This window comes from Goodfellowiella coeruleoviolacea, assembly GCF_024171785.1.
Lineage (GTDB): Bacteria > Actinomycetota > Actinomycetes > Mycobacteriales > Pseudonocardiaceae > Goodfellowiella > Goodfellowiella coeruleoviolacea.
The window spans coordinates 58,917-82,277 of the sequence record NZ_JAMTCK010000016.1 but is presented as its reverse complement, the minus strand read 5'-3'; the positions used below and the strand labels follow the sequence as shown (position 1 = coordinate 82,277).

General features: G+C 71.7%; 17 protein-coding genes. 12 read left to right on the top strand and 5 right to left on the bottom strand.

Features of this window, described 5'->3' with window-relative positions:
• Positions 1-149 precede the first annotated feature (149 nt).
• Positions 150-731 carry a YqgE/AlgH family protein gene (locus tag LX83_RS29510; RefSeq protein ID WP_253777257.1) on the top strand — a complete coding sequence of 194 codons (582 nt, stop codon included), beginning with the start codon at positions 150-152 and terminating at the stop codon, positions 729-731.
• A gap of 347 nt (positions 732-1,078) precedes the next feature.
• On the opposite strand, the gene LX83_RS29505 is transcribed toward LX83_RS29510, so the two are convergent.
• A complete protein-coding gene (locus tag LX83_RS29505; RefSeq protein ID WP_253777255.1) occupies positions 1,079-1,549 on the bottom strand; it encodes an SdpI family protein in 471 nt (156 codons plus the stop codon).
• 164 nt (positions 1,550-1,713) lie between these two features.
• On the opposite strand from LX83_RS29505, the gene LX83_RS29500 reads away from it, so the two are divergent.
• Entirely contained in the window at positions 1,714-3,330 is a 1,617-nt protein-coding gene (locus tag LX83_RS29500) for an esterase-like activity of phytase family protein (protein WP_253777253.1), read from the top strand.
• 204 nt (positions 3,331-3,534) lie between these two features.
• On the top strand, positions 3,535-6,381 hold the full coding sequence (gene leuS / locus LX83_RS29495; protein ID WP_253777251.1) for a leucine--tRNA ligase: 2,847 nt from the start codon (positions 3,535-3,537) through the stop codon (positions 6,379-6,381).
• Positions 6,382-6,688: 307 nt separating this feature from the next.
• On the opposite strand, the gene LX83_RS29490 is transcribed toward leuS, so the two are convergent.
• Positions 6,689-7,426 (bottom strand): TetR/AcrR family transcriptional regulator, encoded by a 738-nt coding sequence (locus tag LX83_RS29490; protein ID WP_253777248.1) that lies wholly within the window; start codon positions 7,424-7,426, stop codon positions 6,689-6,691.
• Positions 7,427-7,568: 142 nt separating this feature from the next.
• On the opposite strand from LX83_RS29490, the gene LX83_RS29485 reads away from it, so the two are divergent.
• The 8 genes from LX83_RS29485 to rbsD all read left to right on the top strand — a co-directional run bounded on the left by LX83_RS29485 (position 7,569) and on the right by rbsD (position 17,950).
• The gene (locus LX83_RS29485) at positions 7,569-9,752 is read left to right on the top strand and encodes an MMPL family transporter (RefSeq protein WP_253777246.1); all 2,184 of its coding nucleotides are present in this window, start codon (positions 7,569-7,571) and stop codon (positions 9,750-9,752) included.
• A gap of 1,179 nt (positions 9,753-10,931) precedes the next feature.
• Positions 10,932-11,192, top strand: coding sequence for a lasso peptide biosynthesis PqqD family chaperone (locus tag LX83_RS29480; RefSeq protein ID WP_253777244.1), 261 nt, complete (start codon positions 10,932-10,934; stop codon positions 11,190-11,192).
• A gap of 721 nt (positions 11,193-11,913) precedes the next feature.
• Positions 11,914-12,918 carry a LacI family DNA-binding transcriptional regulator gene (locus tag LX83_RS29475; RefSeq protein ID WP_253777242.1) on the top strand — a complete coding sequence of 335 codons (1,005 nt, stop codon included), beginning with the start codon at positions 11,914-11,916 and terminating at the stop codon, positions 12,916-12,918.
• Entirely contained in the window at positions 12,915-14,510 is a 1,596-nt protein-coding gene (locus LX83_RS29470) for a sugar ABC transporter ATP-binding protein (RefSeq protein WP_253777240.1), read from the top strand. The genes LX83_RS29475 and LX83_RS29470 overlap by 4 nt, the downstream gene beginning before the upstream one ends.
• A 125-nt stretch (positions 14,511-14,635) precedes the next feature.
• Positions 14,636-15,613 (top strand): ABC transporter permease, encoded by a 978-nt coding sequence (locus tag LX83_RS29465; RefSeq protein ID WP_253777238.1) that lies wholly within the window; start codon positions 14,636-14,638, stop codon positions 15,611-15,613.
• Positions 15,614-15,672: 59 nt separating this feature from the next.
• The gene (locus LX83_RS29460) at positions 15,673-16,614 is read left to right on the top strand and encodes a substrate-binding domain-containing protein (RefSeq protein WP_253777236.1); all 942 of its coding nucleotides are present in this window, start codon (positions 15,673-15,675) and stop codon (positions 16,612-16,614) included.
• Positions 16,611-17,564, top strand: a complete 954-nt coding sequence (locus LX83_RS29455; protein ID WP_253777234.1) for a ribokinase — start codon at positions 16,611-16,613, stop codon at positions 17,562-17,564. The genes LX83_RS29460 and LX83_RS29455 overlap by 4 nt, the downstream gene beginning before the upstream one ends.
• Positions 17,561-17,950 (top strand): D-ribose pyranase, encoded by a 390-nt coding sequence (gene rbsD / locus LX83_RS29450; protein WP_253777232.1) that lies wholly within the window; start codon positions 17,561-17,563, stop codon positions 17,948-17,950. The genes LX83_RS29455 and rbsD overlap by 4 nt, the downstream gene beginning before the upstream one ends.
• Positions 17,951-18,054: 104 nt before the next feature.
• Here rbsD and LX83_RS29445 read toward each other — a convergent pair whose 3' ends face one another.
• On the bottom strand, positions 18,055-19,047 hold the full coding sequence (locus LX83_RS29445) for a hypothetical protein (protein ID WP_253777230.1): 993 nt from the start codon (positions 19,045-19,047) through the stop codon (positions 18,055-18,057).
• Positions 19,048-19,249: 202 nt separating this feature from the next.
• Here LX83_RS29445 and ptsP point away from each other — a divergent pair, with 202 nt between their 5' ends.
• Positions 19,250-20,890: a phosphoenolpyruvate--protein phosphotransferase gene (gene ptsP, locus LX83_RS29440; RefSeq protein ID WP_253777228.1), complete on the top strand. Its 1,641-nt coding sequence runs from the start codon at positions 19,250-19,252 to the stop codon at positions 20,888-20,890.
• 78 nt (positions 20,891-20,968) lie between these two features.
• On the opposite strand, the gene LX83_RS29435 is transcribed toward ptsP, so the two are convergent.
• Entirely contained in the window at positions 20,969-21,670 is a 702-nt protein-coding gene (locus LX83_RS29435) for a DUF1707 SHOCT-like domain-containing protein (RefSeq protein ID WP_253777227.1), read from the bottom strand.
• A 558-nt stretch (positions 21,671-22,228) separates the two neighbouring features.
• Positions 22,229-23,107, bottom strand: a complete 879-nt coding sequence (locus LX83_RS29430; RefSeq protein ID WP_456356014.1) for a LysR family transcriptional regulator — start codon at positions 23,105-23,107, stop codon at positions 22,229-22,231.
• Positions 23,108-23,361: the final 254 nt, after the last annotated feature.

Here is a 23,361-nt window from a genome sequence, read left to right as displayed (position 1 = left end):
CGATTGTCTGTTGGGCCCGGGGGACTCGATGGCACCCGACACCAGGGTCAACGCGCCGGGTCGGCGGATTGTTCCTCAGCGCGGCTTCGCGGTTGCCCGGCACCAGCTGTCCACCTGTGCTGCGGGCGGTGTGGCGTCCGGATGAAATCATGTCCGGCGTGCGACCCGACGCCAATGTCGAGCCCGGGACCCTGCTGGTGGCCGCGCCCGGCCTGCTCGACAGCAACTTTCGCCGCACGGTGGTCTACATCATCGACCACCGGGGTGAGGGCACGCTTGGAGTGGTGCTCAACCGACCGAGCGAGGTGGCCGTGCACGACGTGCTGCCGGCATGGGCTCCGCACGTGACGCGACCGCAGGCCATCTACATCGGTGGTCCGGTCGAGCGCAAGACCGCGCTGTGCCTGGCGACCCTGCGCCCCGGTGAGGACGTCGACAAGCTCGACGGCGTGGTCGGGGTGCACGGTCCGGTCGCCCTGGTCGACCTGGACGCCGACCCGGACCAGTTGACGCCGAGCATGCGCGGCCTGCGGGTGTTCGCCGGCTACTCCGGCTGGGGCAGCGGCCAACTGGGCGAGGAGATCGACCGGGGCGACTGGATCGTGGTGCCCGGCCTGCCGGACGACGTGACCAGCCCGGCCAACGCGGACCTGTGGGGCCGGGTGCTGCGCAGGCAGGGCATGCCACTGGCGCTGCTGGCCACCCACCCGATCGACGTGTCGCGCAACTAGCGACCCCGGATACCACGCTGCGGCTGATCACCGGCACGAATCACCCGATCGTGTCGCGAGTTGTCCACAGCCCGGCAGGCTGTCCACAGGCCGACCCGAATCCGGTGGCGGCGCGGGGGTGCGTGGATAGGCTGGACCTGGGGTCGCCCCCCTGGGAGGGCGGGGGTGTCCGGGTGCCGGCGACATCCCGCCACAGGGCGTTGGTGCGTCGCGGGCTTGCGTGAGGCCGGCTGTCAGGGGTTGGTCGGACGGGCAGGGCGTGCGTGCCGCTCGGCGGTGCGGGCGCGTGGCCCCCGGCCGGCGGCGCTCAACCGCACCAGCGGGCGTTCGCGCGCCGGCCGGTCGTCTCAGTTGCCGCCGCTGAGCGCGGCCAGCGCACTGCACCCGCCGGCGCCACCGCAGGCGCAGCCGCCGCAGCCCTTGGGGGCCGCCGGCTCGGGCATGGCCGCGGCCGCCCGGTGCCCGAGCAGCCCACCCGCCAGCGACATGCCGATCATGCCCGCCACGCCGATCAGCACCGCGATCACCGTGCCGGTGCCCGAGGGCATGCCGAACGCGACCACCCCACCGACCACGCCGACCAGCCCGGCCACCAGCATCGGCAGCCCGCCCACCTGGTTGGCCAGCCGGAACGTCTCGTCGTCGCGCATGGTCGCCCTCGTGCGCACCCCGGCGAACGGGTTGCGGCGCAGCGCGCCGCGCCAACCGAGGAAACCAACCGTGCCGATCGCCAGCCCGGCCAGTGCGAGCACGATGAGCAGCAGCAGGCGCACCCAGAAGGGGGCAGCGGTCGTAGCGGCATCAGCGGCGAGGTTCACGAAGCGAGGGTAAGCACCGGCCGACCGAGCCTTTCCGGACACCCCGTCAGGTGTGGCCCACACCATGCCAACGGGCAGTTCGCCGACCAGAATCCGCAGAACCACCCGATCGTGCGGCGTTTGGCTCCCACCGATCGCGGGCGGAAGTGGGCAGGCTCACCCGCATGACACGTCGATCTTCGAGCGTGCTGGGTGGTCTGCTGATCGCGGGCCTACTCACACTGCTGGCGGCGACCCCGGCCGTGGCCCAGCAGTCCCTCGGCACGGCCCAGCAGCCAGCTGCGCCGGCCGACCCCTCCACGGCGCCGGTGGCCAACCCGTCTCCCGTGCCCCGCGCCGGCGCTGCCAACCAGTCGCCGTCACCCGGTCAGCCGGCCCTGCCCGCGCAGTCAACCCGACCGGGGCGGCCGGCGCCCGCTGCCGCCTCCGACTGGACCATCCCCGGTGAACAGATCGCCAGCCAGGTGCGGTTCCTCGGCGAGACGGTCATCCCCACCGGGCTGAGCGTTGCCGGCACCACCGTGGGCGGACTGTCCGGCATCGACCGCGACGCCGAGTCCGACCAGTACGTGTTGATCAGCGACGACCGGTCCGACCGGCAGGCCGCCCGGTTCTACCAGGCGCGGATCAACGTGGACGACTCCGGCCTGCACGGCATCGAGTTCACCGGCAGCCACCCGTTCCGCCGGGCGGACGGCAGCACCTACCCGACCAGTTCCGACCCGGACGGGGGTGCCGTGGACCCGGAGGACATCCGCGTCGACCCCTGGAGCGGGCACTACTGGTGGAGCCAGGAGGGCCACCGGCCGGACAACCCGGTCGGTGACACCACCCTCGCCGAGCCGTCGATCCGGGTGGCCGCACCGGACGGCGAGTTCGTGGGCGCGCTGCGGGTGCCGGCCAACTACGGTGTGACCACGCCGGGCCAGGGCACCAGGAACAACGAGTCGGTGGAGGCCATCACCTTTGCCCAGGCGGGATCGCTGCTGGTCAGTGCCTTGGAAGGACCGCTGCTCCAGGACGGCCCACCGGCCAGTTCCCAGGAGGGCGCCCTCTCCCGGATCACCGTGCAGACCAGGGCGGGGCAACTCCTGGCGCAGTACCCCTACCAACAGGAACCGCTGTTCACCGAGCCGGAACCAGACGGCCGGGCGGCCACCAGCACCGGGGTGACCGCGATCCTGGCCGCCGAGCCGGTGAACGCCAACCAGCACCTGGTGCTGGAGCGCACCTTCGTCGCCGGGTCCGGGTACAAGGTGCGGCTGTTCCTGATCGACACCGAGGGCGCGACCAACATCAAGGACCTGCCCAGCATGACCGGCAACCAGGTCACGCCGGTGCGCAAGCGGCTGCTGCTGGACTTCGACGACCTGCCGCTGTGCGGCACCGAAAACCCGGACCGGGTCGCGCGGCGAGCCCTGGAACGGGCCGAGGCCCGCGCTGCCGAACACGCCGCCGGCCAGGCGCTGGAGCGGGCCATGGCCCAACTCGTCGACCGGGACCGGACCGGGACCGACGCGGTGGCCAGGACCAGGGTGGAGACCCGGACCGAGCCCACCGCCGAGGTCGACGTGCGCGCCACCGCCGCCGCTGCTGAACAGGCCGGCAAGGCTGAGGCCAGGCCGTGCGAGGGTGGCCGGGCCGTGGACCCGGTGCAGAACTTCGAGGGGATGACCTGGGGACCGAGGCTGTCCTCGGGCGAGCGGGTGCTGCTGCTGGTCAGCGACGACGACTTCGCCCCCGACCACGCCAGCAAACTGGTCGCCCTGGCCGTCCGGTGACCGGCTCGTTCACCACAACGGTTGGGGAGGCGGGCCGACCACGCGCTATCCTGTGCGCTGTGAGTACGGCCCGCCTGCTCCTTATCGGGCCGCGCTGACCACCACGTCAGGTCGGCGCGGCAACCCCTCATGCCCGACAGGGCTGGGGGGTTTCGTCTTGTTAGCAGGAGATACCCGGACGGGCCCGATGGGGAGGAACCTCCGATGAGCGCGACCAGCACCAGCGCCGACGACGCCGCGACGCCGGCCTACCGCTACGGCAGCGAGCTGGCAGGGCGGATTGAACGGCGCTGGCAGGAGCACTGGGAGGAACACGGCACCTTCCACGCCCCCAACCCGGTCGGCCCGCTCGCCGCTGGCGAGGTGCCTGCGGACAAGCTGTTCGTGCAGGACATGTTCCCGTACCCGTCGGGCACGGGCCTGCACGTCGGCCACCCACTGGGGTACATCGGCACCGACGTGTTCGCCCGCTACCACCGGATGAACGGGCGCAACGTGCTGCACACCATGGGCTTCGACGCCTTCGGGCTGCCCGCGGAGCAGTACGCCGTGCAGACCGGCCAGCACCCGCGCAAGACCACCGAGGAGAACATCTCCCGCTACCTGTCCCAGGTCCGCCGGCTGGGCCTGGGCCACGACGAGCGGCGGCGCGTGGCCACCACGGACGTGTCGTTCTACCGCTGGACCCAGTGGATCTTCCTGCAGATCTTCAACTCCTGGTACGACGTGGACCAGCGCAAGGCCCGGCCGATTGCCGACCTGGAGGCCGAGTACGCGCAGGGCACCAGGGCCACCCCGGACGGCCGGCCCTGGCACGAGCTGACCCGGGTCGAGCAGCGCCGCATCATCGACCAGCAGCGCCTGGCGTACATCTCCGAGTCGCCGGTGAACTGGTGCCCCGGCCTGGGCACGGTGCTGGCCAACGAGGAGGTCACCGCCGACGGCCGCAGTGAGCGCGGCAACTTCCCGGTGTTCCGGCGCAACCTGCGCCAGTGGATGATGCGCATCACCGCCTACGCCGACCGGCTGGTGGACGACCTGGACCGGCTGGACTGGCCGGAGAAGATCAAGACCATGCAGCGGAACTGGATCGGCCGCTCGCACGGGGCCCGCGTCAGGTTCCCGGTGGCCGACCAGACCGTCGAGGTGTTCACCACCCGGCCGGACACCCTGTTCGGCGCGACCTACCTGGTGCTGGCCCCGGAACACCCGCTGGTCGACCAGTTGACCGCCCAGGCCTGGCCCGAGGGCGTTGACCAGCGGTGGACCAGTGGCGCCGGCACCCCGGCCGAGGCCGTGGCCGCCTACCGGCTGGCCGCCTCGCAGAAGTCCGAACTGGACCGGCAGGAGAACAAGGAGAAGACCGGCGTCTTCCTGGGCGTGCACGCCACCAACCCGGTCAACGGCGCGTCCATCCCGGTGTTCATCGCCGACTACGTGCTGATGGGCTACGGCACCGGCGCGATCATGGCCGTGCCCGGCCAGGACCAGCGCGACTGGGACTTCGCCGAGCGTTTCGGCCTGCCCGTCATCCGCACCGTGCAGCCCAGCGAGGGCTTTGCCGGCAAGGCGTACACCGGTGAGGGCGTGGCCATCAACTCGGGTTTCCTGGACGGGCTCGGGGTGGACGAGGCCAAGAAGGCGATCATCGCCTGGCTGGAGGAGCACGGCGCTGGCGCCGGCACCGTCCAGTACAAGCTGCGCGACTGGCTGTTCGCCCGTCAGCGCTACTGGGGTGAGCCGTTCCCCATCGTCTACGACGAGGACGGCCTGCCCGTGGCGCTGCCCGAGGACCAGCTGCCGGTCGAACTGCCCGACGTGGCCGACTACTCGCCGATGACGTTCGACCCGAACGACGCGGCGAGCGAGCCGACCCCGCCGCTGGCCAAGGCCGAGGAGTGGATGACCGTCGAGCTGGACCTGGGCGACGGGCCCAAGGTCTACCGGCGCGACGCCAACGTGATGCCGCAGTGGGCCGGCTCGTGCTGGTACCAGCTGCGCTACGTGGACCCCACCAACGACGAGGCGTTCTGCGACCCGGCCAACGAGCGGTACTGGATGGGTCCGCGCACCGAGACGCACGGACCGGACGACCCGGGCGGCCTGGACCTGTACGTGGGTGGGGTGGAGCACGCGGTGCTGCACCTGCTGTACTCCCGGTTCTGGCACAAGGTCCTGTACGACCTGGGGCACGTCAGCTCGGAGGAGCCCTACCGCAAGCTGTTCAACCAGGGCTACATCGAGGCGTACGCCTACACCGACGCGCGCGGCGTGTACGTGCCGGCCGAGGAAGTCGAGGAGCGCGACGGCAAGTACTTCTGGCAGGGCCAGGAGGTCAACCGCGAGTACGGGAAGATGGGCAAGAGCCTGAAGAACTCCGTCTCCCCGGACGAGATGTGCGACACCTACGGCGCGGACACGCTGCGGCTGTACGAGATGTCCATGGGCCCGCTGGACGTGTCCCGGCCGTGGGCGACCAAGGACGTGGTGGGCGCGCACCGGTTCCTGCAGCGGCTGTGGCGCAACCTGGTCGACGAGAGCACCGGCGAGCTGCGGGTGGTTGACGAGCAGCCGGACGTGCCCACCCTGCGGCTGCTGCACAAGACCGTCGCCGCGGTGCGCGAGGACTACGCGGGCATGCGCTACAACACGGCCGCGGCCAAGCTGATCGAGCTGAACAACCACGTCACCAAGGCGTACGGCGCGGCAAGTGGCACCCCCCGGGTGGTGGCCGAGAGCATGGTGCTGATGCTGGCCCCGCTGTGCCCGCACGTGGCCGAGGAGCTGTGGAGCAGGCTGGGCCACGAGCAGTCGCTGGCGCACGGACCGTTCCCGGTGCCGGACGAGCAGTACCTGGTGGAGGACACCGTCGAGTACCCGATCCAGGTGAACGGCAAGGTGCGGTCCCGGGTGGTGGTGCCGGCGTCGGCCACCGTGGACGAGGTGAAGCAGGCCGCGCTGGCCGACGAGAAGATCGTGGCCGCGCTGGAGGGCCGGGAGCCGCGCAAGGTCATCACCGTGCCCGGTCGACTGGTCAACGTGGTGGTCTGACCACTGGCTGAGCGCTGAACAGCGGCCGATCTGGTGCCGGTTCCCGCGGGCCGCCACCAGATCGGCCGTCGCGTCTCACCTGACCACTCGAATGGCGTAGCGCGCCGCCCGAGTTGTCCACAGCCGCGGCGAGTTGTCCACAGGTTCTGGTGATTTTTCCGCGACGCCCTTCTGGCGGGCTGGTGTCGGTAGGCTGGACCTGGGGTCGCCCCCTGGGAGGGCGGGGGCTGGGGTGAGGTGGGCGAACCGCCGCCCCGCCGCCCCGCCGGTGTTGTGGTGGGGTGTTGGCGGTGCTGGCTGGCGGGCGTCAGGTGAGCAGGCCGACCTCCGTGGCCAGTTCGCGCAGCATCAACTCGAACATCGGCTCCAGGCTCGCGGTGGTCAGCGGGCTGCGGCCGAAGACCTCCAGCGCGACCTGGCCGTAGAGCCGGATCCAGAAGCGCAGCATGAAGTACACGGTCCCGAGGTCCAGCACCTCGGTGGACACGGCGATGCCGTTGCTGGCCAGCGTCTCCAGCAGGGCGTCGCGAAAGACCAGCAGGTCGTCGTGGAGTTCCTTGGGCACGTCCTGCTCGGCCGGGGTCGCCAGCTTGTGCGTGCTCAGCACCCGACCGGCCACCGTCATGAAGATGTTGCCGAACTGGTCGCGGATGGGCGGCACGGCGTCGCACGGGTTGAAGCCCAGCGCCGGCTTGGGTGAGGCGAACACCAGGGCGAACTCCTCGGGATGTGCCAGTGCCCAGCGGCGGAAACCCCGGCAGACGGCGAACACCCGCCCCAGCGTGTCCTCCTCGGGAAGCTGGCTGAGGTCCTTGGCCAGTCCCTCGGCCATGTCCGCGCAGATGTCGTCGCAGACCTGACGCAGCAGGTGCTCGCGCGAGTCGTAGTAGCGGTACAGCGCGGGCGCGGTGATGCCCAGCTCCCGCGCGATCGCCCGCAGGGTGACCGCTTCTCGCCCGTGCTCGATCAGCAGGGCGCGGGCGCGCTGCCGGATCTCGCGTTCCGTCTCGGCCCGCAGTCGTTCACGGCGCGTGATGTCCGCCATAGACCCACTCCGTCAGGTTGTAAACACCGTTCACTCGCCCTAGCGTCACCATCAGCTGGGTAAACGGTGTTTACTAATGTTGACACCGTTCACTGAACAGTAACTCTCCGGCGTAAGTGTTTACCAGCCAGATCAGGAGGGCATGACCGTGTTCGCGTCCTGGGGCGCCCTGGCGCATCGACGCAGATGGGTGGTGTTGATCGCCGTCGTTGTCCTGGCCGTGCTCGGCGGCGCGTGGGGTCTTGGCGTGTTCGACAAGCTGAGCCAGGGCGGATACGAAGCTCCCGACAGCGAGGCCGCGCGCGCCAAGACCGTTGTCGAGCAGGCCCTGGGTCGGCAGGGCGGTGACGTGGTCGTCGTCTACACCACGCCGGACGGCACCACCGTCGACGACCAGGCGATCGCCGAGAAGATCACCACGGCCCTGCACGGACTGCCCAGCGACAGCGTCAAGACCGTGTTGTCCTACTGGGACACCCGCCAGCTGCAGTTCGCCGACCAGGCCAAGCAGCGCGGACTCGCCGTCATCACGCTGACCGCCACCGATTCCAACACCCAGATCAAGCAGTACGAGCAGATCAGGGACCAGTTGAACGTCGAAGGCGTGCGCGCGCAGATCGGCGGACTGGTGCCCACCCAGACCGAGATCAGCGACCTGACCGCCTCGGATCTGACCCGGGCCGAGGCCGTGTCCATGCCCGTGGTGCTGATCCTGCTGGTGATCCTGTTCGGCAGCCTGGTCGCCGCCCTGCTGCCGGTGCTGGTCGGCGGGTTGACCATCCTCGCCTCACTCGGTGTGCTGCACGCCATCTCCCTGGGCACCGACGTGAACTCGTTCGCGGTCAACGTGGCCAGCCTGCTCGGCCTCGGCCTGGCCATCGACTACGGGCTGTTCACCGTTGGCCGGTTCCGCGAGGAGCTGGCCAACGGCCGCAGCACCGCCGAGGCCGTGCGCAGGACCGTTTCCACCGCTGGCCGCACCGTCGCCTTCTCCGCCACCCTGCTGGTGGTCGCCCTGGCCGGCCTGCTGCTGTTCCCCCAGGGCTTCCTCAAGTCGCTCAGCTACGGCGGCATGTCCGCGGTCGCCCTGGCCGCGATCATCTCGCTGACCCTGCTGCCCGCGATGCTGGCCATCCTCGGGCCGCGGGTGGACAAGCTGTCCCTGCCCTGGCGCCGCCGCGCCGCCGCCAGCACCGCCGGGCCGGTCGAGGAGGGCGCTGGCTGGCGCCGGCTCGGCGAGCGGGTGATGCGCCGCCCGGTGCTGTTCGCCCTGCCCATCGTGGTGGTCCTGGTGGCGCTCGGCTCGCCGTTCCTCAACGTGCGGTTCGGCGAGGTCGACCAGAAGGTGCTGCCCGAGGGCAACCCGGCCCGCCAGGCCATCGAGGTGATCAACGCCGAGTTCCCGGCCCTGTCCGGCAACGGGCTCAACGTGGTGGTGCACGGCGAGCACGGGGCCGCCCCGGACCAGGCCGCGGTCCAGCAGTTCGCCGCCCAGGTCGGCACGGTGCCGGGCATCAACCAGGTGCAGGTCAGCGGCGCTGGCGGCGATGTGGTCACGCTGTCCGCCGGCCTGTCCGTCGACGCCCTGTCCGACGAGGCCGACCAGGCCATGCGACAGGTGCGCGAGCTGACCCCGCCCAGTGGCACCGAGGTCCTGGTCGGCGGGATCACCGCGCAGGTCAACGACAGCCTCGACGAGATCGCGAACCGGCTGCCCTGGATGGCCGTGCTGCTGGTCGGGGCCACCCTGGTGCTGATGTTCCTCGCGTTCGGGTCGGTGCTGCTGCCGGTCAAGGCCGTGGTGATGAGCGCGCTCAGCCTGTCCGCGACCTTCGGCGTGCTGGTGTGGGTCTTCCAGGACGGTCACGGCGCGTCCCTGCTCAACGTGACGCCAGCGCCACTGGAGGCGGGCGTGGTCGTGCTGATGGCGGCCGTGGTGTTCGGGCTGTCCACCGACTACGAGGTGTTCCTGCTGTCCCGCATGGTCGAGGCGCGCAACCGGGGCGAGTCCACGCCGGCGGCGGTGGCCACCGGGCTGGCCAAGACCGGACGGGTGATCACCGCGGCCGCGATCCTGCTCATCGTGGTCACCGGCGCGTTCGCCTTCTCCCAGGTCGCGATCATGCGCTTCGTCGGCGTCGGCATGATCCTGGCGCTCGCCCTGGACGCCACCGTGGTGCGGATGCTGCTGGTGCCGGCGGTGTTGCGGCTGCTCGGCAACGCGTCCTGGTGGGCGCCGGGACCGCTGCGCCGGTTGCAGCAGCGGGTCGGCATGCACGAGGGCGAGCCCGACGAGGCGGACGCCCGCGAACTGGAACGGGTCTGATGCCCACGGGTGACGTGCGGTCCGGTCACTGAACAGCGTGAGGGGCGCGGTGGTTCACGGGGAACCGCCGCGCCCCTCCCCCTTCGTGCGCACCCCCGTGCGCCCGTTCCCCGGCGCGGGTTCCTGGTCGTTCCGGACACCCGTGCCGCCCGGTTGCGCCGTCCCGGAATTCGGTGCTCGATCCCCGGGACGAACGCGACCAGGAGTCCCCTGCCAGGGGGATCCCCTGATCAATCACGTTACCGGCGACCCCTGACAGTTTTGCGGTGTGCGACGGCCGCCTGTGGATAACTCGGCGGTGGGCGCCAGGGCATTCACCACCGGGGTCGACAATTCGCCCGGGTGTTACCGGGTGGCACGCCAGACCCGGCTCGTTGTGCGACGCGGTGGCCGTGCCGAGTTCCCGGTCTCGACCAGGAGGAATTCCTGATCGGGCCAAAGACGGTGAGCCGTCCCCGCAAGATGAGCACGTACGGCACGCCCGCTGGGCCGGCGCGGCGAACACGAGGCTGAACAGCGTGAGGGGCGCGGTGGTCCACGGGGAACCGCCGCGCCCCTCCCCCTTCGCGCGCACCCCCGTGCGCCCGCTGTCCCCTGGCACAACTCCCGGCGGTGGTGGTTGATTCCCACCGCGCTCCTGCGCAGACCACGCGCTGCCGGTCATCTCTCGGCTGCCGGTCTCGGTTGCCGGGTTTCTCCTGGCTCCGGGGTTCTTCTTGGCTCCGGGTTTCCTCTCGGCTTCGGGCAGCAGTCGGCAGCCGTCAGCAGGAGTCCCCTGCCAGGGGGGACCCCCGGTTTCTCACGTTACTGGTGACCCCTGACAGTTTCCGGGCCGTCAACGGGCGGCGGGGCCATGTTCGCAGGCAGACCCGGGTACGTCGGCGGCGGCCGGACGAGCAGGAGGTGGCGGTGGCGTGGGTGGTGCGCGGCGTGGCGGACCGGTCGGGAATGGGCGGCGGTGTTGTGCCGTCTGGCGTTGTGCCGTCTGGCGTTGTGCCGTCTGGCGTTGTGCCGTCTAGTGGGTGAAGTGCATCGCCTGATCGTGGGCTCATTGTGGCGAGAGGTTCCGCTGGCCGTCGTAACTGGTTTCGATTCCCCTTGCGCGTGGGGCGGGATGCCCCGGCCAGACAACCTGGACAGCGCTTTCCCCACTCGGCGTCACCAGGAAGGAGAAGCCGCGTGATCCTGCGGCTGCACCCTGAAGTGTCTACTGTGGACACGGAGGAGGCCATGGTGCTGGTGGACCAGCGCAGTGGCCGCTCCTGGCAGCTCAACCGCACCGGGGCGGTCCTGCTGCGGACCATGCTCGCCGGTCACTCCACCGAAGAGGTCGCCAACCAGCTCAGCCACTGGTGCGCGGTGCCCAGGGACCAGGCCGTCGCCGACGTTGACGAGCTGATCAACCGGCTGCGGGTGGCCGGACTGCTGACACGGGCCTGAACACGGGGCGGGCTGGTCGCGGGACCGGCACCGGCGGCCCCGCCCGGCTCGCCGCGCCACACCCCCACCCGTCGCGGACGAGGAACCGCCGCCCCGGTGCGGACCGGTGGGCGGAAGTGGTGGCGAAAACCCGGGTTGTGGTGCTGGAAGGGGCGATCACGGGATGGTAAAGCCCCCGGCGCCGATCGCTCGGGGGGCTACGCGACCGACGCCGGGTCCAAGGCTGATTCGACTCGGTTGCGCGTTTCCGGTCGAATCCGCCCAGGTTGTGCCGGTGTCCTGGCGGGGCCAGGGGCACCGAAGTCAATCCCCGCGCTTGGCCACGCACGCGCTACCGCGTCCGTGGCTTTCCACAAGCCTGGCGTATCCATCCTGGTTTCGAATAGATTTGCCGACTTATCCACCCGAATTTGTCGATTAAGCACCAATCGTGCGTACGGACCGTCAACCTTGGGTGACGCTGGCAACCGCGGTCGTGACCCCGAACACCCTCGTTGGAGCGGGTCAGTCGCTTCGCGGGCGCACCTGGGCGCGAGCGCGCGCATCTAACACTCCTCACCCAACGGTGGCAATGCTACCGCACTGTGGTGTTCATCCGGTCGCACTGTGTGCGGAGCTACTTGACTTCTCCCCCTGTGTATTCGATTAACTAGCCGCCACCAAGCTGTTTAATCGTTCACAGAGCCGCAGGTTGTCAGGGTTGTCCAAGGAGGGGCCGCGCATGGCGACGATGAAGGACGTTGCGCTGCGCGCCGGTGTCTCCACGGCGACGGTCTCGCGGGTGCTCAACGGGCACACCGCTCCCACGCCGGAGACCCGGGACCGGGTGCTCGCCGCCGTGGACGAACTCGGCTACCGCCCCAACGCGCTGGCCAGGTCGCTGCGGATGCACCGCACCAAGACGCTCGGCCTCGTGGTCAGCGACCTGCTCAACCCGTTCTTCGCCGAGATCGCGCGCGCGGTGGAGGACGAGGCCAGGGCCCACGGCTACTGCGTGGTCTTCGGCAACGCCGACGAGAACGACGAGCAGCAGGCCACCTACGTGCGCACGCTGCTGGACCGCCAGGTGGACGGCCTGCTGGTCTGCCCGGCCACCGACGACGGCAGCTGGGTGGCCGAGGTCGCCCAGCGCGGCGTCCCACTGGTGCTGCTGGACCGCACGGTCACCGGCGCCACCGTGCCGGTGGTGCGCGCGGACGGCTCGGACGCGCTGCGCGAACTCGCCGGCCGGCTGGTGGCGGTGGGCCACCGGCGGATCGGCGTGATCGCCGGGCCCGAGGACACCAGCACCGGTCGGGAGCGGCTGCACGCCTTCGCGGCCGCGCTCGCCGCGCTCGGCCAGCCGCTGGCCGACGACCACGTCCGGCACGGGGACTTCCGGCGGGCCAGTGGTGCGGCCGCGGCCGCGGCCCTGCTGGCCCTGCCCGAGCCGCCCACGGTGCTGGTCGCCATGGACAACCTGATGGGCCTCGGCGCGCTGGAGGAACTGCGCCGCGCCAACCTGTCGGTGCCCGGTGACGTGGGCCTGGCCGTGTACGACGACCAGCTCTGGTTCCCCCTGCTCGACCAGCCCATCACCGTGATCGCCCAGCCCACCGTGGAGATGGGCAGCGCCGCGGTGCGCAGCCTGCTCGCGCTGATCAGCGGCGAGCAGCCAACCGACGTCCGGCTGACCGCTCGGCTGATCGCCCGAGGGTCGTGTGGAGAAGGAGTGCCACGGCCATGACCGAACTGCCAGCCGAGCAGCGGCGCGGGCCAGGTGGAGACGCGGGTGCCGGCCAGGCGGCCGGGGAACTGCTGCGCGTCGAGGGCATCACCAAGCGGTTCACCGGGGCGCTGGCCCTGGACGGCGTGGACTTCCAGGTGCGCGCCGGCGAGGTGCACGTGCTGCTCGGGGAGAACGGCGCGGGCAAGTCCACGCTGGTCAAGGTGCTCGCCGGGGTGCACAACCCGGACCGGGGCACGGTGCACGTCGACGGCAAGCCGGTGCGCATCACCTCGCCGCAGCACGCCCGCGCGCTCGGCATCGCCGTGATCTACCAGGAACTCACCCTGGTGCCCGAGCTGACCGTGGCCGAGAACCTGTTCCTTGGCCGGCAGCCGCGCCGGTTCGGGCTGGTGGACAAGGCCAGGGTGCGCCGGGACTCGGTGGCCCTGCTGGAGCGGGTGGGCCTGCGCGTGGACCCGGCCACCCCGGTCAAGCAGTTGGGCATCGCCCAGCAGCAGATGGTGGAGATCGCCAGGGCACTGGACCTGAACGCCAGGGTGCTGGTGCTGGACGAGCCGACCGCGGTGCTCACCGACACCGAGACCGAGCGGCTGCTGACGATCATGGGTGAGCTGCGCGACCAGGGCGTCGGCCTGGTGTTCATCACCCACCACCTGGAGGAGATCCGCCGCATCGCCGACCGGATCACCGTGCTGCGGGACGGCCGCAGCGTGGGTGTGCTGCCGGCCGGCTCCAGCGTCGAGGCCATGATCGAGCTGATGGTCGGCCGCGCCATCGAGGACCAGTACCCGCGCAGGGCGGGGGAGCCGGGCGAGGTGCTGCTCAGCATTGACGGGCTGACCCGCAAGGGCGTGTTCAGCGACGTGTCCCTGCGGGTGCGGGCCGGCGAGGTGGTGGGGATCGCCGGGCTGGTCGGGGCGGGGCGCACCGAGGTGGTGCGGGCCGCGTTCGGCGTGGACCACTACGACTCGGGCACGGTCACCGTGGCCGGCGAGCGCCTGCCGGGTGGGGACGTGCGGGCCGCCATGCGCGCCGGCCTGGGCCTGGTGCCGGAGGACCGCAAGGGGCAGGGGCTGGTGCTGTCCTCCAGCGTGGGGGAGAACCTCGGGCTGGTGACCATGCGCGCGGCCACCAGGGCCGGGTTCGTGGACCGGGCCGGGCAGCGGCGGCGGGCCGAGGAGATGGCCGCCGCGCTGCGGGTGAAGACCTCCGGGCTCAACCAGACCGTGCGCGAGCTGTCCGGCGGCAACCAGCAGAAGCTGGTCATCGGCAAGTGGCTGCTGGCCGACCCCAAGGTGCTGGTGCTCGACGAGCCCACCCGCGGGGTCGACGTCGGCGCCAAGGTCGAGATCTACGAGCTGGTCAACCGGATGACCGCCAGCGGCCGGGGTGTGCTGCTGGTGTCCAGTGACCTGCCCGAGGTGATCGGGATGAGCGACCGGGTGGTGGTGATGGCGCACGGCCGGGTGGCCGGTGAGCTGTCCACCGAGGGGCTGACCCAGGACCAGGTGATGGCCCTTGCCGTGCAGGAACCCCAGCAGCAGGCAGCCGAGCGAGAGCAACCCCAGCAACAGGCGGCGGGTGACTGAGCCGGGCAGCCCCACCAGGGGCGCTGGCCGACCGATCACCCGCCCGATCACATCCGCGTGCCGTCCGGTGGTGGCGCCGCACGCCCGACCGGACACCCCGTGAGAGCACCAATGGAGATTCAGCCATGACCTCCCCCGCGACTTCGACCCGGACCAGCCGGGGCCCCGGGTTCGCCCTGGGCCGGTTCCTGTCCAACAACGGCGCGCTCGCCGGGCTGGTGGTCCTGGCCGTCGCCCTGTCCATCCTCTCGCCGAGTTTCCTGTCCACCCGCAACCTGCTCAACGTCGGTGTGCAGGCCGCGGTGGTCGCGGTGTTGGCCTTCGGCGTGACGTTCGTGATCGTGGCCGGCGGCATCGACCTGTCGGTGGGCAGCGTGGCCGCGCTGTCCGGCATGGTCGGGGCGTGGCTGGCCACCACGGCCGGGCTGCCCGGTGTGGTGGCGCTCCTGCTCGGCCTGGCCACCGGCGCGGCCGCCGGCCTGGTCAACGGGCTGCTGGTGAGCTTCGGCAGGCTGCCGGCGTTCATCGCGACGCTGGCCATGCTCAGCATCGCGCGCGGACTCACCCTGGTCGTCTCGCAGGGCTCGCCGGTGGCCACCCCGGACGTGATCAGCGCGCTCGGCGCCAACCTCGGCCCGTACCTGCCGGTGCCGCTGCTGGTGATGCTGCTGTTCTTCGTCATCGCCTCGGTGGTGCTCAACCGCACCTACACCGGTCGCGCCATGTACGCGATCGGCGGCAACGAGGAGGCGGCCCGGCTGTCCGGGATCAACGTGCGCGGGCAGCAGCTGGCGATCTACGCGCTGTCCGGGTTGTTCGCCGCGGTCGCCGGCATGCTGCTGGCCGGCCGGCTGTCCTCGGCCGGGCCGCAGGCGGCCAACGGCTACGAGCTGGACGCCATCGCCGCGGTGGTGATCGGCGGGGCGTCGCTGTCCGGCGGTGTCGGCCGGGCCTCGGGCACCCTGATCGGCGCGCTGGTGCTGGCCGTGCTGCGCAACGGCCTGAACCTGCTCGGGGTGTCCCCGTTCTGGCAGCAGGTGGTGATCGGCGTGGTGATCGCGCTGGCCGTCCTGCTGGACACGCTTCGGCGACGCGGTCGCTGAAGAACCTTTCCTCCATCCCCATCCCCACACCCCATCCCTGAGGAAGGAAACCCCGCGAGATGAAGCTCAACCGCAGAGCCGCGTTCGCCGCGCTGTCCGCGACAACCCTGGCCCTGGCCGCGGCGTGCGGCTCGGCCGGCTCGGGTGACGGCGGCGGCAGCAGCAGTGGCGGCCTCACCATCGGCCTTGCCCTGTCCACTCTGGACAACCCGTTCTTCGTGCAGCTCAAGGAGGGCGCCGAGGAGCAGGCCAAGGCCATGGGCGTCACGCTGAACGTGCAGGACGCCAGGGACGACGCCACCAACCAGGTCAACCAGGTGCAGACGTTCACCACCCAGAACGTCAACGCCATCATCATCAACCCGGTCGACTCCGACCAGGCCACGCCCGCGGCCAAGGCCGCGGAGACCGCCAGCATCCCGGTGGTCAGCGTGGACCGCGTGATCAACAACGCCAAGGTGGCCTCGGAGGTCGCCTCGGACAACGTGGACGGCGGCAGCCTGGCCGCGGTGCAGCTGGGCAAGGTCACCAGCGGCGGCGTGGTGCAGCTGCAGGGCACGGTCGGCGCGTCGGCCAGCAAGGACCGCGGTGAGGGCTTCGCCCAGGGGCTGAACATCGCCGGCAACATCAACGTCATCGACAAGCAGTCGGCCGACTTCAACCGGGCCAGGGGCCTGGACGTGATGACCAACCTGCTGCAGGCCCACCCCGACCTGAAGGGCGTGTTCGCCGAGAACGACGAGATGGCGCTCGGCGCGATCCAGGCGCTCGGCGACCGGGCCGGCAAGGACGTCATGGTGGTCGGCTTCGACGCCACCCCGGAGGGCCTGACCGCGGTCGAGCAGGGGAAGATGGCCGCCACCATCGCCCAGCAGCCCAAGGAGATGGGCAAGAAGGCCGTGGAACAGGCCGTCAAGGCCGCCAAGGGCGAACAGGTCCAGCAGGTCATCGACGTGGAAGTGAAGGTCGTGACCAAGGAGAACGTCGCGGAGTTCAAGTGACAACAGGCAGTGAGCTGACCGTCCTCGTGCTCGGTTCGGCCAACGCGGACCTCGTGGTCGCGGTGGAGCGCAGACCGGCTGGCGGGGAGACCGTGCTCGGTGGCGACACCGTGGTGATGCCCGGCGGCAAGGGCGCCAACACCGCGGTCGCCGCCGGCAAGCTGGGGGCGCGCGTCGCCCTGCTCGGCGCGGTCGGTGAGGACGGCTACGGCTCGGTGCTGCGGACGTCGCTGGAATCGGCCGGGGTGCGCACGGATCTGCTGCGCACCTCGGCCCGCCCGACCGGGATCGCCTACATCACGGTGACCCCGGACGGGGAGAACTCCATCGTGGTCGCGCCGGGCGCCAACTCCGATGTCAGCCCGGCCGACGTGGACGCGTCCTCGGCCGCGCTGCGCTCGGCCGCGGTGCTGGTGTGCTCCCTGGAGACGCCACTGTCCACTGTGGAGCACGCGGTGGCGGTGGCGGCGCGGGCCGGGGTCCGGCCGCTGCTCAACCTGTCCCCGGTGGCCCAGCTGTCGTCGGAGACCCTGGCCCAGCTGGATCCGCTGGTGGTCAACGAGCACGAGGCGGCCTGGCTGCTGGGTGAGCCGACCGCTGAGGTCAACGGCGCTGAGGACGGCGCTGAGGTGGATGGCGCCGAGGTGGATGGCGCCGACCTGGCCCGGCGGCTGCTGGCGCTGGGCCCGCGCTCGGTCGTGGTCACCCTCGGCGCCCGGGGCGCGGTGGTGGCCACGCCACAGGGCGTGCACCAGATCGCCGCGCCCACCGTCCACGCGGTGGACACCACCGGGGCCGGTGACGCGTTCGCCGGCGCGCTGGCCACCCGACTGGGCGAGGGCGACGACCTGGTTCCGGCCGCCGAGTACGCGGCCAGGGTCGCGGCCATCTCGGTGACCCGCAGTGGCGCGCAGCCGTCCTACCCCACCGCCGAGGAGGTGGACGGGTGAAGGCGCGCGGCATCCTGCACTCCGGCCTGTCCGGTGCGCTGGCCCGGCTCGGGCACACCGACGGCGTGGTGGTCGCCGACTGCGGGTTACCGGTTCCGCCCGGCCCTGACGTGATCGACCTGGCGTTCTCGTTCGGCGTGCCCAGCCTGGCGCAGGTGCTGGACGGACTGCTGGGGGAGATCGTGGTGGAGGCGGCGACCGTGGCCACCGAGGTGGACACGGCCAACCCGGCCTGCGCCGCGCTGTTCGACGAACGAGTGCCCGGTGCCCGCCGGGTGTCGCACGAGGAGTTCAAACGCCTGGTGGCCGGGGCGAAGCTGGTGGTGCGCACCGGCGAGGCCACGCCGTACGCCAACGTGCTGCTGCGCTGCGGCGTGCCGTTCTAGCCGCCCGCGCGGGCGCACCCCGGTGGGAAACCGCGGTGTCTGGCCAGGGACCGGGTCCCCTGGCCAGAACGCGGACCGGGCGCGGGCGGCCAGCACCGGTCAGGTCAGAAGCCCAGGCCGCCCGACACCCGCCAGCCGTCCGCCTCGCGGACCAGGCTCAACTCGGTGGACCGGTAGGGCACCGCGGCCGAGTCCTCGCCGCGCATCTCCACCTGGTCCTCGGTCAGCCGGTCGATCTCCCTGGCGGCCTCGTCCAGGATGTCCGGGGGCAGCCGCACGGACATGTCGGTCAGCACCTCCACGCAGTCGCCCTGCTGTTCGATCTCGGCGAGCGCGTCCGCGCTGAGCAGCTCGCACAGCCGGGGCGCGTCGTCGTTGAGGTTGGCGTGCAGGAAGTCCTTGGCCGTGGCCAGCGCGCCGGCCGCGCCCGGTCTGCTGGTGGCCTGGTCGTTCCCGCTGGCCTGGCTGATCACCACGGTGCCGACCGCGATGACCGCGACCGCGCCGAGGATGCCGAGGGCGAGCGCGTTGCCGCGCCGGGTCGGCGCGGGGGAACCGGAGCCCACCGGCAGCTGGCTCAGCGTGCCCGGCCGCGGGTACCCGGCGTGGACGCCGACGGGGTAGCCGCCGGAGTCGGGGGCACCGGTCGCGCCGACGGGCGTGAGCGGCACCGGCGCCAGCGGGCTCACCGCGGGCGGGAACACCGCCGGCTGGACGGGTACCGCCGGCTGCTGGACGGGTGTCGCCGGCTGCTGGTCGGCGAGCCGGCTGCCACTGCCCACCCAGTGCGCCGCGGGATGCGCCGCGGCAGCGGTCTGCACGGCGGCCGACAGCACGGACGCGAACACCGGGTCCTGGCCGGCCGCGTCGGTCAACGCCCGGACCGCCAACTCCTGCCGGCCGGGCTCGGTGGGCTGGCGTTCCAGTTCCGCGAACACGTGCGCGCCCAGGTGGGTCCGCGCCAGCCGGCCGGCCACCAGGGCGCACAGCTGGTCGATCGCACTGCCCGGCTGGTGGCGGACCAGGCCGCCGCTCACGTCGTGCAGGTAGCCGCAGATGAGGTGGGTGGCCTGGGCGGCGACCACAGCACTGTCCACGAGAACTCCTCTGGCCACGGGCTACCCGTTCTGTCTGGACCGCTCGCGCCGGGTTCGCGCGCTGGGGGTGTCCTCGAATTTACCGGTATTCCCCCGGTGGTTTCCCGGATTCGCCAGCGGCTCGGTCCTGTGCCGCGTGGACTCCCGCGCCGAGGTACCTACCATGGGGGTAGGCGCCCGCAGGAGAGGTATGGTCTAGACCATGTTGAGCACGCGTCTCACCGGCGTCGGCGTGAGCCCCGGCCACGCCGCCGGCCCCGTGGTTCGAGTCGCCGAGCCACTGCCCGAACCAGCGGCCACCCCGGCGCCGGCCGACCCGGCGGCCGAAGCGGCGCGCATCCGCCCCGCGGCCGAAGCCGTGGCCGCTGAGCTGCTGGACCGTGCCAAGGCCGTGTCCGGTGAGGCCAGTGCGGTGCTGGAGACCACCGCCGCCATGGCCGCCGACCCCGCCCTGATCGGCCAGGCCGAACAGCTGGTCGTCAACAGCTCGCTGCCCGCGGCGCGCGCCGTGCACCAGGCCGCGCTCGGCTTCGCCGACGCACTGCGCGCGGCCGGCGGGTACCTGGCCGAGCGGGCCAGGGACGTGCTCGACGTCCGCGACCGCGTGGTGGCCGCGCTGCTCGGCGCCGAACCCCCCGGGGTGCCCGAGCTGACCCGGCCGAGCGTGCTGCTGGCCAGGGACCTGGCCCCGGCCGACACCGCCGGGCTGGACCCGGCCAAGGTGCTCGCCCTGGTCACCGAGGAGGGCGGCCCGACCAGCCACACCGCGATCCTGGCCCGGTCCCTGGGCATTCCCGCGGTGGTGGCGTGCCGGGGCGTGCTCGCGACCGACCCGGCCGGCCTGGTGGTGGACGGGGACACCGGCGTGGTCGAGACCGCCGGCGCCGACGTCGAGGTGCGCGCCGCCGAGACCCGTGCCAGCCAGGAGTGGAACGGCGTCGGCAGCACCCGCGACGGGCACCGGGTCAAGGTGCTGGCCAACGTGGGCGCCGCCGAGGACGCCACCGCCGCCAGCGCCGCGGGCGCGGAGGGCGTCGGCCTGTTCCGCACCGAGTTCTGCTACCTGTCGGCGACCGAGGAACCCGACGTGGCCGCGCAGCAGGCCGCCTACGCCGCGGTGCTCGCGCCGTTCTCCGGCAAGCCGGTCGTGGTCCGCACCCTGGACGCGGGCGCGGACAAGCCGCTGGGCTTCCTCAACCAGGAGCCGGAACCCAACCCGGCGCTGGGCGTGCGCGGGCTGCGGGTGGCCATGGACCGGGTGGACGTGCTTGACCGGCAGTTGAGCGCGATCGCCGGGGCGGCCGAGCAGACCGGCGCGCAGGTGTCGGTGATGGCGCCGATGGTGGCCACCGCCGAGGAGGCGGCCTGGTTCGTGGGGCGGGCGCGGACCGCCGGCATCGAGCGGGCCGGGGTGATGATCGAGATCCCGGCCGCCGCGTTGACCGCGCACGAGATCTTCGCCGAGGTGGACTTCGTCAGCCTGGGCACCAACGACCTGGCGCAGTACGTGTTCGCGGCCGACCGCCAGGTGGGTGCGGTGGCGGCGCTCAACGACCCCTGGCAGCCCGCGCTGCTGCGGCTGGTCGCCCTGGTCGGCGAGGCGGCCGGGGCGGCGGGCAAACCGGCCGGCGTGTGCGGTGAGGCCGCCGCCGACCCGGTGCTGGCCGCCGTGCTGGTCGGTCTCGGCGTGTCCAGCCTGTCGATGAACACCGCCGCGTTGACCGGTGTGGGCGCCAAACTCGCCTCGGTCACCCGGGACCAGTGCGTCCAGGCCGCCCAGGCCGCGCTCGCCGCCGCGGACCCGGCCGGTGCCAGGACCGCGGCGCGCGCCGTCCTGGCCTGAGCCGTCCTGGACTGGGCCGCCCTGGCCTGGACCATCCTGGACTGGGCCGCCCTGGGGGCCGCCCGGAGTGCGCGGCCCTCAGCGGGGCTGATCTCCTCGCCGGTCGCGGTTGCCCAGCAGCGGAGCGCGCGAACGCCGGGAGCGCGGCCAGCGGATGACGACCGAGCCGAGCCGGACCGAACCGATCAGCACGACGTGGGGCACGCCGGTCGCGGCAGCGGGGTGCTCGCCCCGGTGCCGCACCCCGCCCATGACCAGGTCCAGGCCGTCGACGTCCACGGTGGCGCCGACCGGGACGCACAGCTGCACCCTGCCGACGGCCACGTCCAGTTCGACCGACACCACCGGGTGGCGGATCTCCGCCTGGGTGAGATCCAGGACGACCCGGCCCAGCCGGCTGTAGACCATCAGCTCGCGCGGCACCGACCACCGGCCGGAGCGCACGACCGAGGACAGGCTGGCGGTCAGCTCGGCCCGGTCGTTGCCGGGTGGGGGCGGGTCGCCGGCCAGGGGCTGGGCGTGCTGCTGGCCGGGCGTGGCGTCGAGCCCTGCCCCGATGCCCCGGTTGACCAGCCCGGGAAGGTCGATGAGCACGCCGTTGAGTTCGGCCCGGGTGCGGGCGTGCCGCGCCCGGTCCGCCCGGGTGTCGAACTCGTCCGGTGACAGCAGGCCCTGGTTGGTGGCCTTGCGCAACACCCGGACAACGTGTTCCCGCTCCGCGACTGAGACCCGGAGTTGCTTGGGATCGACCGAGCTGGGCGGTGCCGCCTCTTCAGACACGCGTCCACGGTAGGGCAGCCCGCGTTGCCCACGGGCGCGTTTTGTCAACGTGCACCAGTGGCGTTCGGGCGAGCCGGTTGTCGGCCCGGGTGGGCAGCCCGCCGGCCCGGGCGCGGCGCACCAGCGGCAGTGGGGGAACCACCAGCGGCAGGGCGAAGGGACTGGTCCCCGGTTGCTGGCCGGAACGGCGTTCCTGGGGAGCGCGGCGTCTCCGGCCGGAACGGTGTGGGGTCGGTGGATGGCGCCATGAGCGCCGCGGCCGGCCACCCCAGCATTCAGCAGCGCGTTGTCACGTCACTCGATCGTCGTATTTTCCGCGCGCCGGTCACCCCAGTTATCCACAGGCACCCCAGTTGTCCACAGATTGCGCCGACGGGGCGATTCCGGGGGTGACCACGGATAGGATGGTCCAGGGGACGCCCCCCGATGGGAGGGTGGGGGACGGGAATCGGCGGGAACGAAAGCACAGACCCGCACGTCACCCCGCACATCGCCGGTGTCGGCGGCACCGCGGGGAAATCGAATCGATCGATCGATCGGCCGGGCAGGCCGGACGTGTCAGCCGAGTTTTCTCCGGCGGGCGCCGTCCTCGACAAGGGCGTTCCACAGCAGGTTGAGTGGGTGGTTGGGCGCGAACGACGCGCGTTCCCCACGTCGGGTGAACGCCCCGACCAGCACCTCCAGTCGGGGCTCGCCGTCGTTGACCAGCTCCAGCGACCGCAGCCCCTGGGCACCGGGCAGCCGGCCGTCGCCAGCGGCCTCGCCAACCCCCCTGGTCACCAGCATGCAGCCGCGCAGCAGGCCGGAACGCAGCAGCTCCAGCCCGTAGTGCACGGCGTCGATCTCCGCGGCGATGTCCAGCTTGTCCCGGTACTCCGGCCCGAACCAGCCGCGCAGGAACCGGTCGATCAGCCCGCTGGCCGGCACCACCAGCGGCAGCGACGGCAGCTCGCGCGTGCCCACGGTCGGGCCGGGCAGCCGCCGAGGCGACAGGTTGGTCAGCACGGTCAGGCCGCTGCGCCGCCACTCCATCACCTCGATGTCGCCCAGCTCGGAGCGGTCCGACTGGGCCACCACACTGCCGCAGACCAGGTCCACCTCCTTGGCGCGCAGCTTGCCGAACAGGTCCCTGGTCCGCACGTGCACCACCTTGAGTTCGATGCCGCGCCGCTCGAACTCCCCGGCCACGTACTCCGCGGCGTCGGTCAGGTAGCCCAGGGTGAACCGGGTGGTGCCCACGGTCAGGGTCGCGCCGAGCCGGCGGCGGCACTCGTGGATGCCGTCCAGCCAGTCACCCAGGGTGTCGCGGGCCAGCTCGACCAGTGCCAGCCCGGTGCCGGTGAACAGCACGTCCTTGCCCCGCCCCTGCTTGAGCACCAGCGGCTCGCCGCACAGCGCGCGGAAGTTCCGGTTCAGGGTGTCAAGTTGTTTTTGCACGCTGGACTGTTCCCGGCCGAGTAACCGGGCCGCACCCAATGCTGTGCCGGCTTCGTGCACAACGATTAGTGTGCGGAGTTGGTCCATAGTGGTGTCCAGCAGGGCCGCCGGACTCTGCACCACGCGACTTCGCGCGTTCCCGGACAGTGGCTCCGCGTCATTGTCGGTGGACACTATGTGATCCTCCTTAAGCCTCTGACCTGCCCGAATAATCTCCGGTTCAGTTGGACTGAACCTGATAACAGTTTGTCCTG

Bases quoted from the DNA above. Each gene is read 5' to 3' on its own strand.
- LX83_RS29510 (WP_253777257.1), top strand. From the start codon at position 150: ATGTCCGGCGTGCGACCCGACGCCAATGTCGAGCCCGGGACCCTGCTG.
- LX83_RS29500 (WP_253777253.1), top strand. From the start codon at position 1,714: ATGACACGTCGATCTTCGAGCGTGCTGGGTGGTCTGCTGATCGCGGGC.
- leuS (WP_253777251.1), top strand. From the start codon at position 3,535: ATGAGCGCGACCAGCACCAGCGCCGACGACGCCGCGACGCCGGCCTAC.
- LX83_RS29490 (WP_253777248.1), bottom strand. From the start codon at position 7,426: ATGGCGGACATCACGCGCCGTGAACGACTGCGGGCCGAGACGGAACGC.
- LX83_RS29485 (WP_253777246.1), top strand. From the start codon at position 7,569: ATGACCGTGTTCGCGTCCTGGGGCGCCCTGGCGCATCGACGCAGATGG.
- LX83_RS29475 (WP_253777242.1), top strand. From the start codon at position 11,914: ATGGCGACGATGAAGGACGTTGCGCTGCGCGCCGGTGTCTCCACGGCG.
- LX83_RS29470 (WP_253777240.1), top strand. From the start codon at position 12,915: ATGACCGAACTGCCAGCCGAGCAGCGGCGCGGGCCAGGTGGAGACGCG.
- LX83_RS29465 (WP_253777238.1), top strand. From the start codon at position 14,636: ATGACCTCCCCCGCGACTTCGACCCGGACCAGCCGGGGCCCCGGGTTC.
- LX83_RS29460 (WP_253777236.1), top strand. From the start codon at position 15,673: ATGAAGCTCAACCGCAGAGCCGCGTTCGCCGCGCTGTCCGCGACAACC.
- ptsP (WP_253777228.1), top strand. From the start codon at position 19,250: ATGTTGAGCACGCGTCTCACCGGCGTCGGCGTGAGCCCCGGCCACGCC.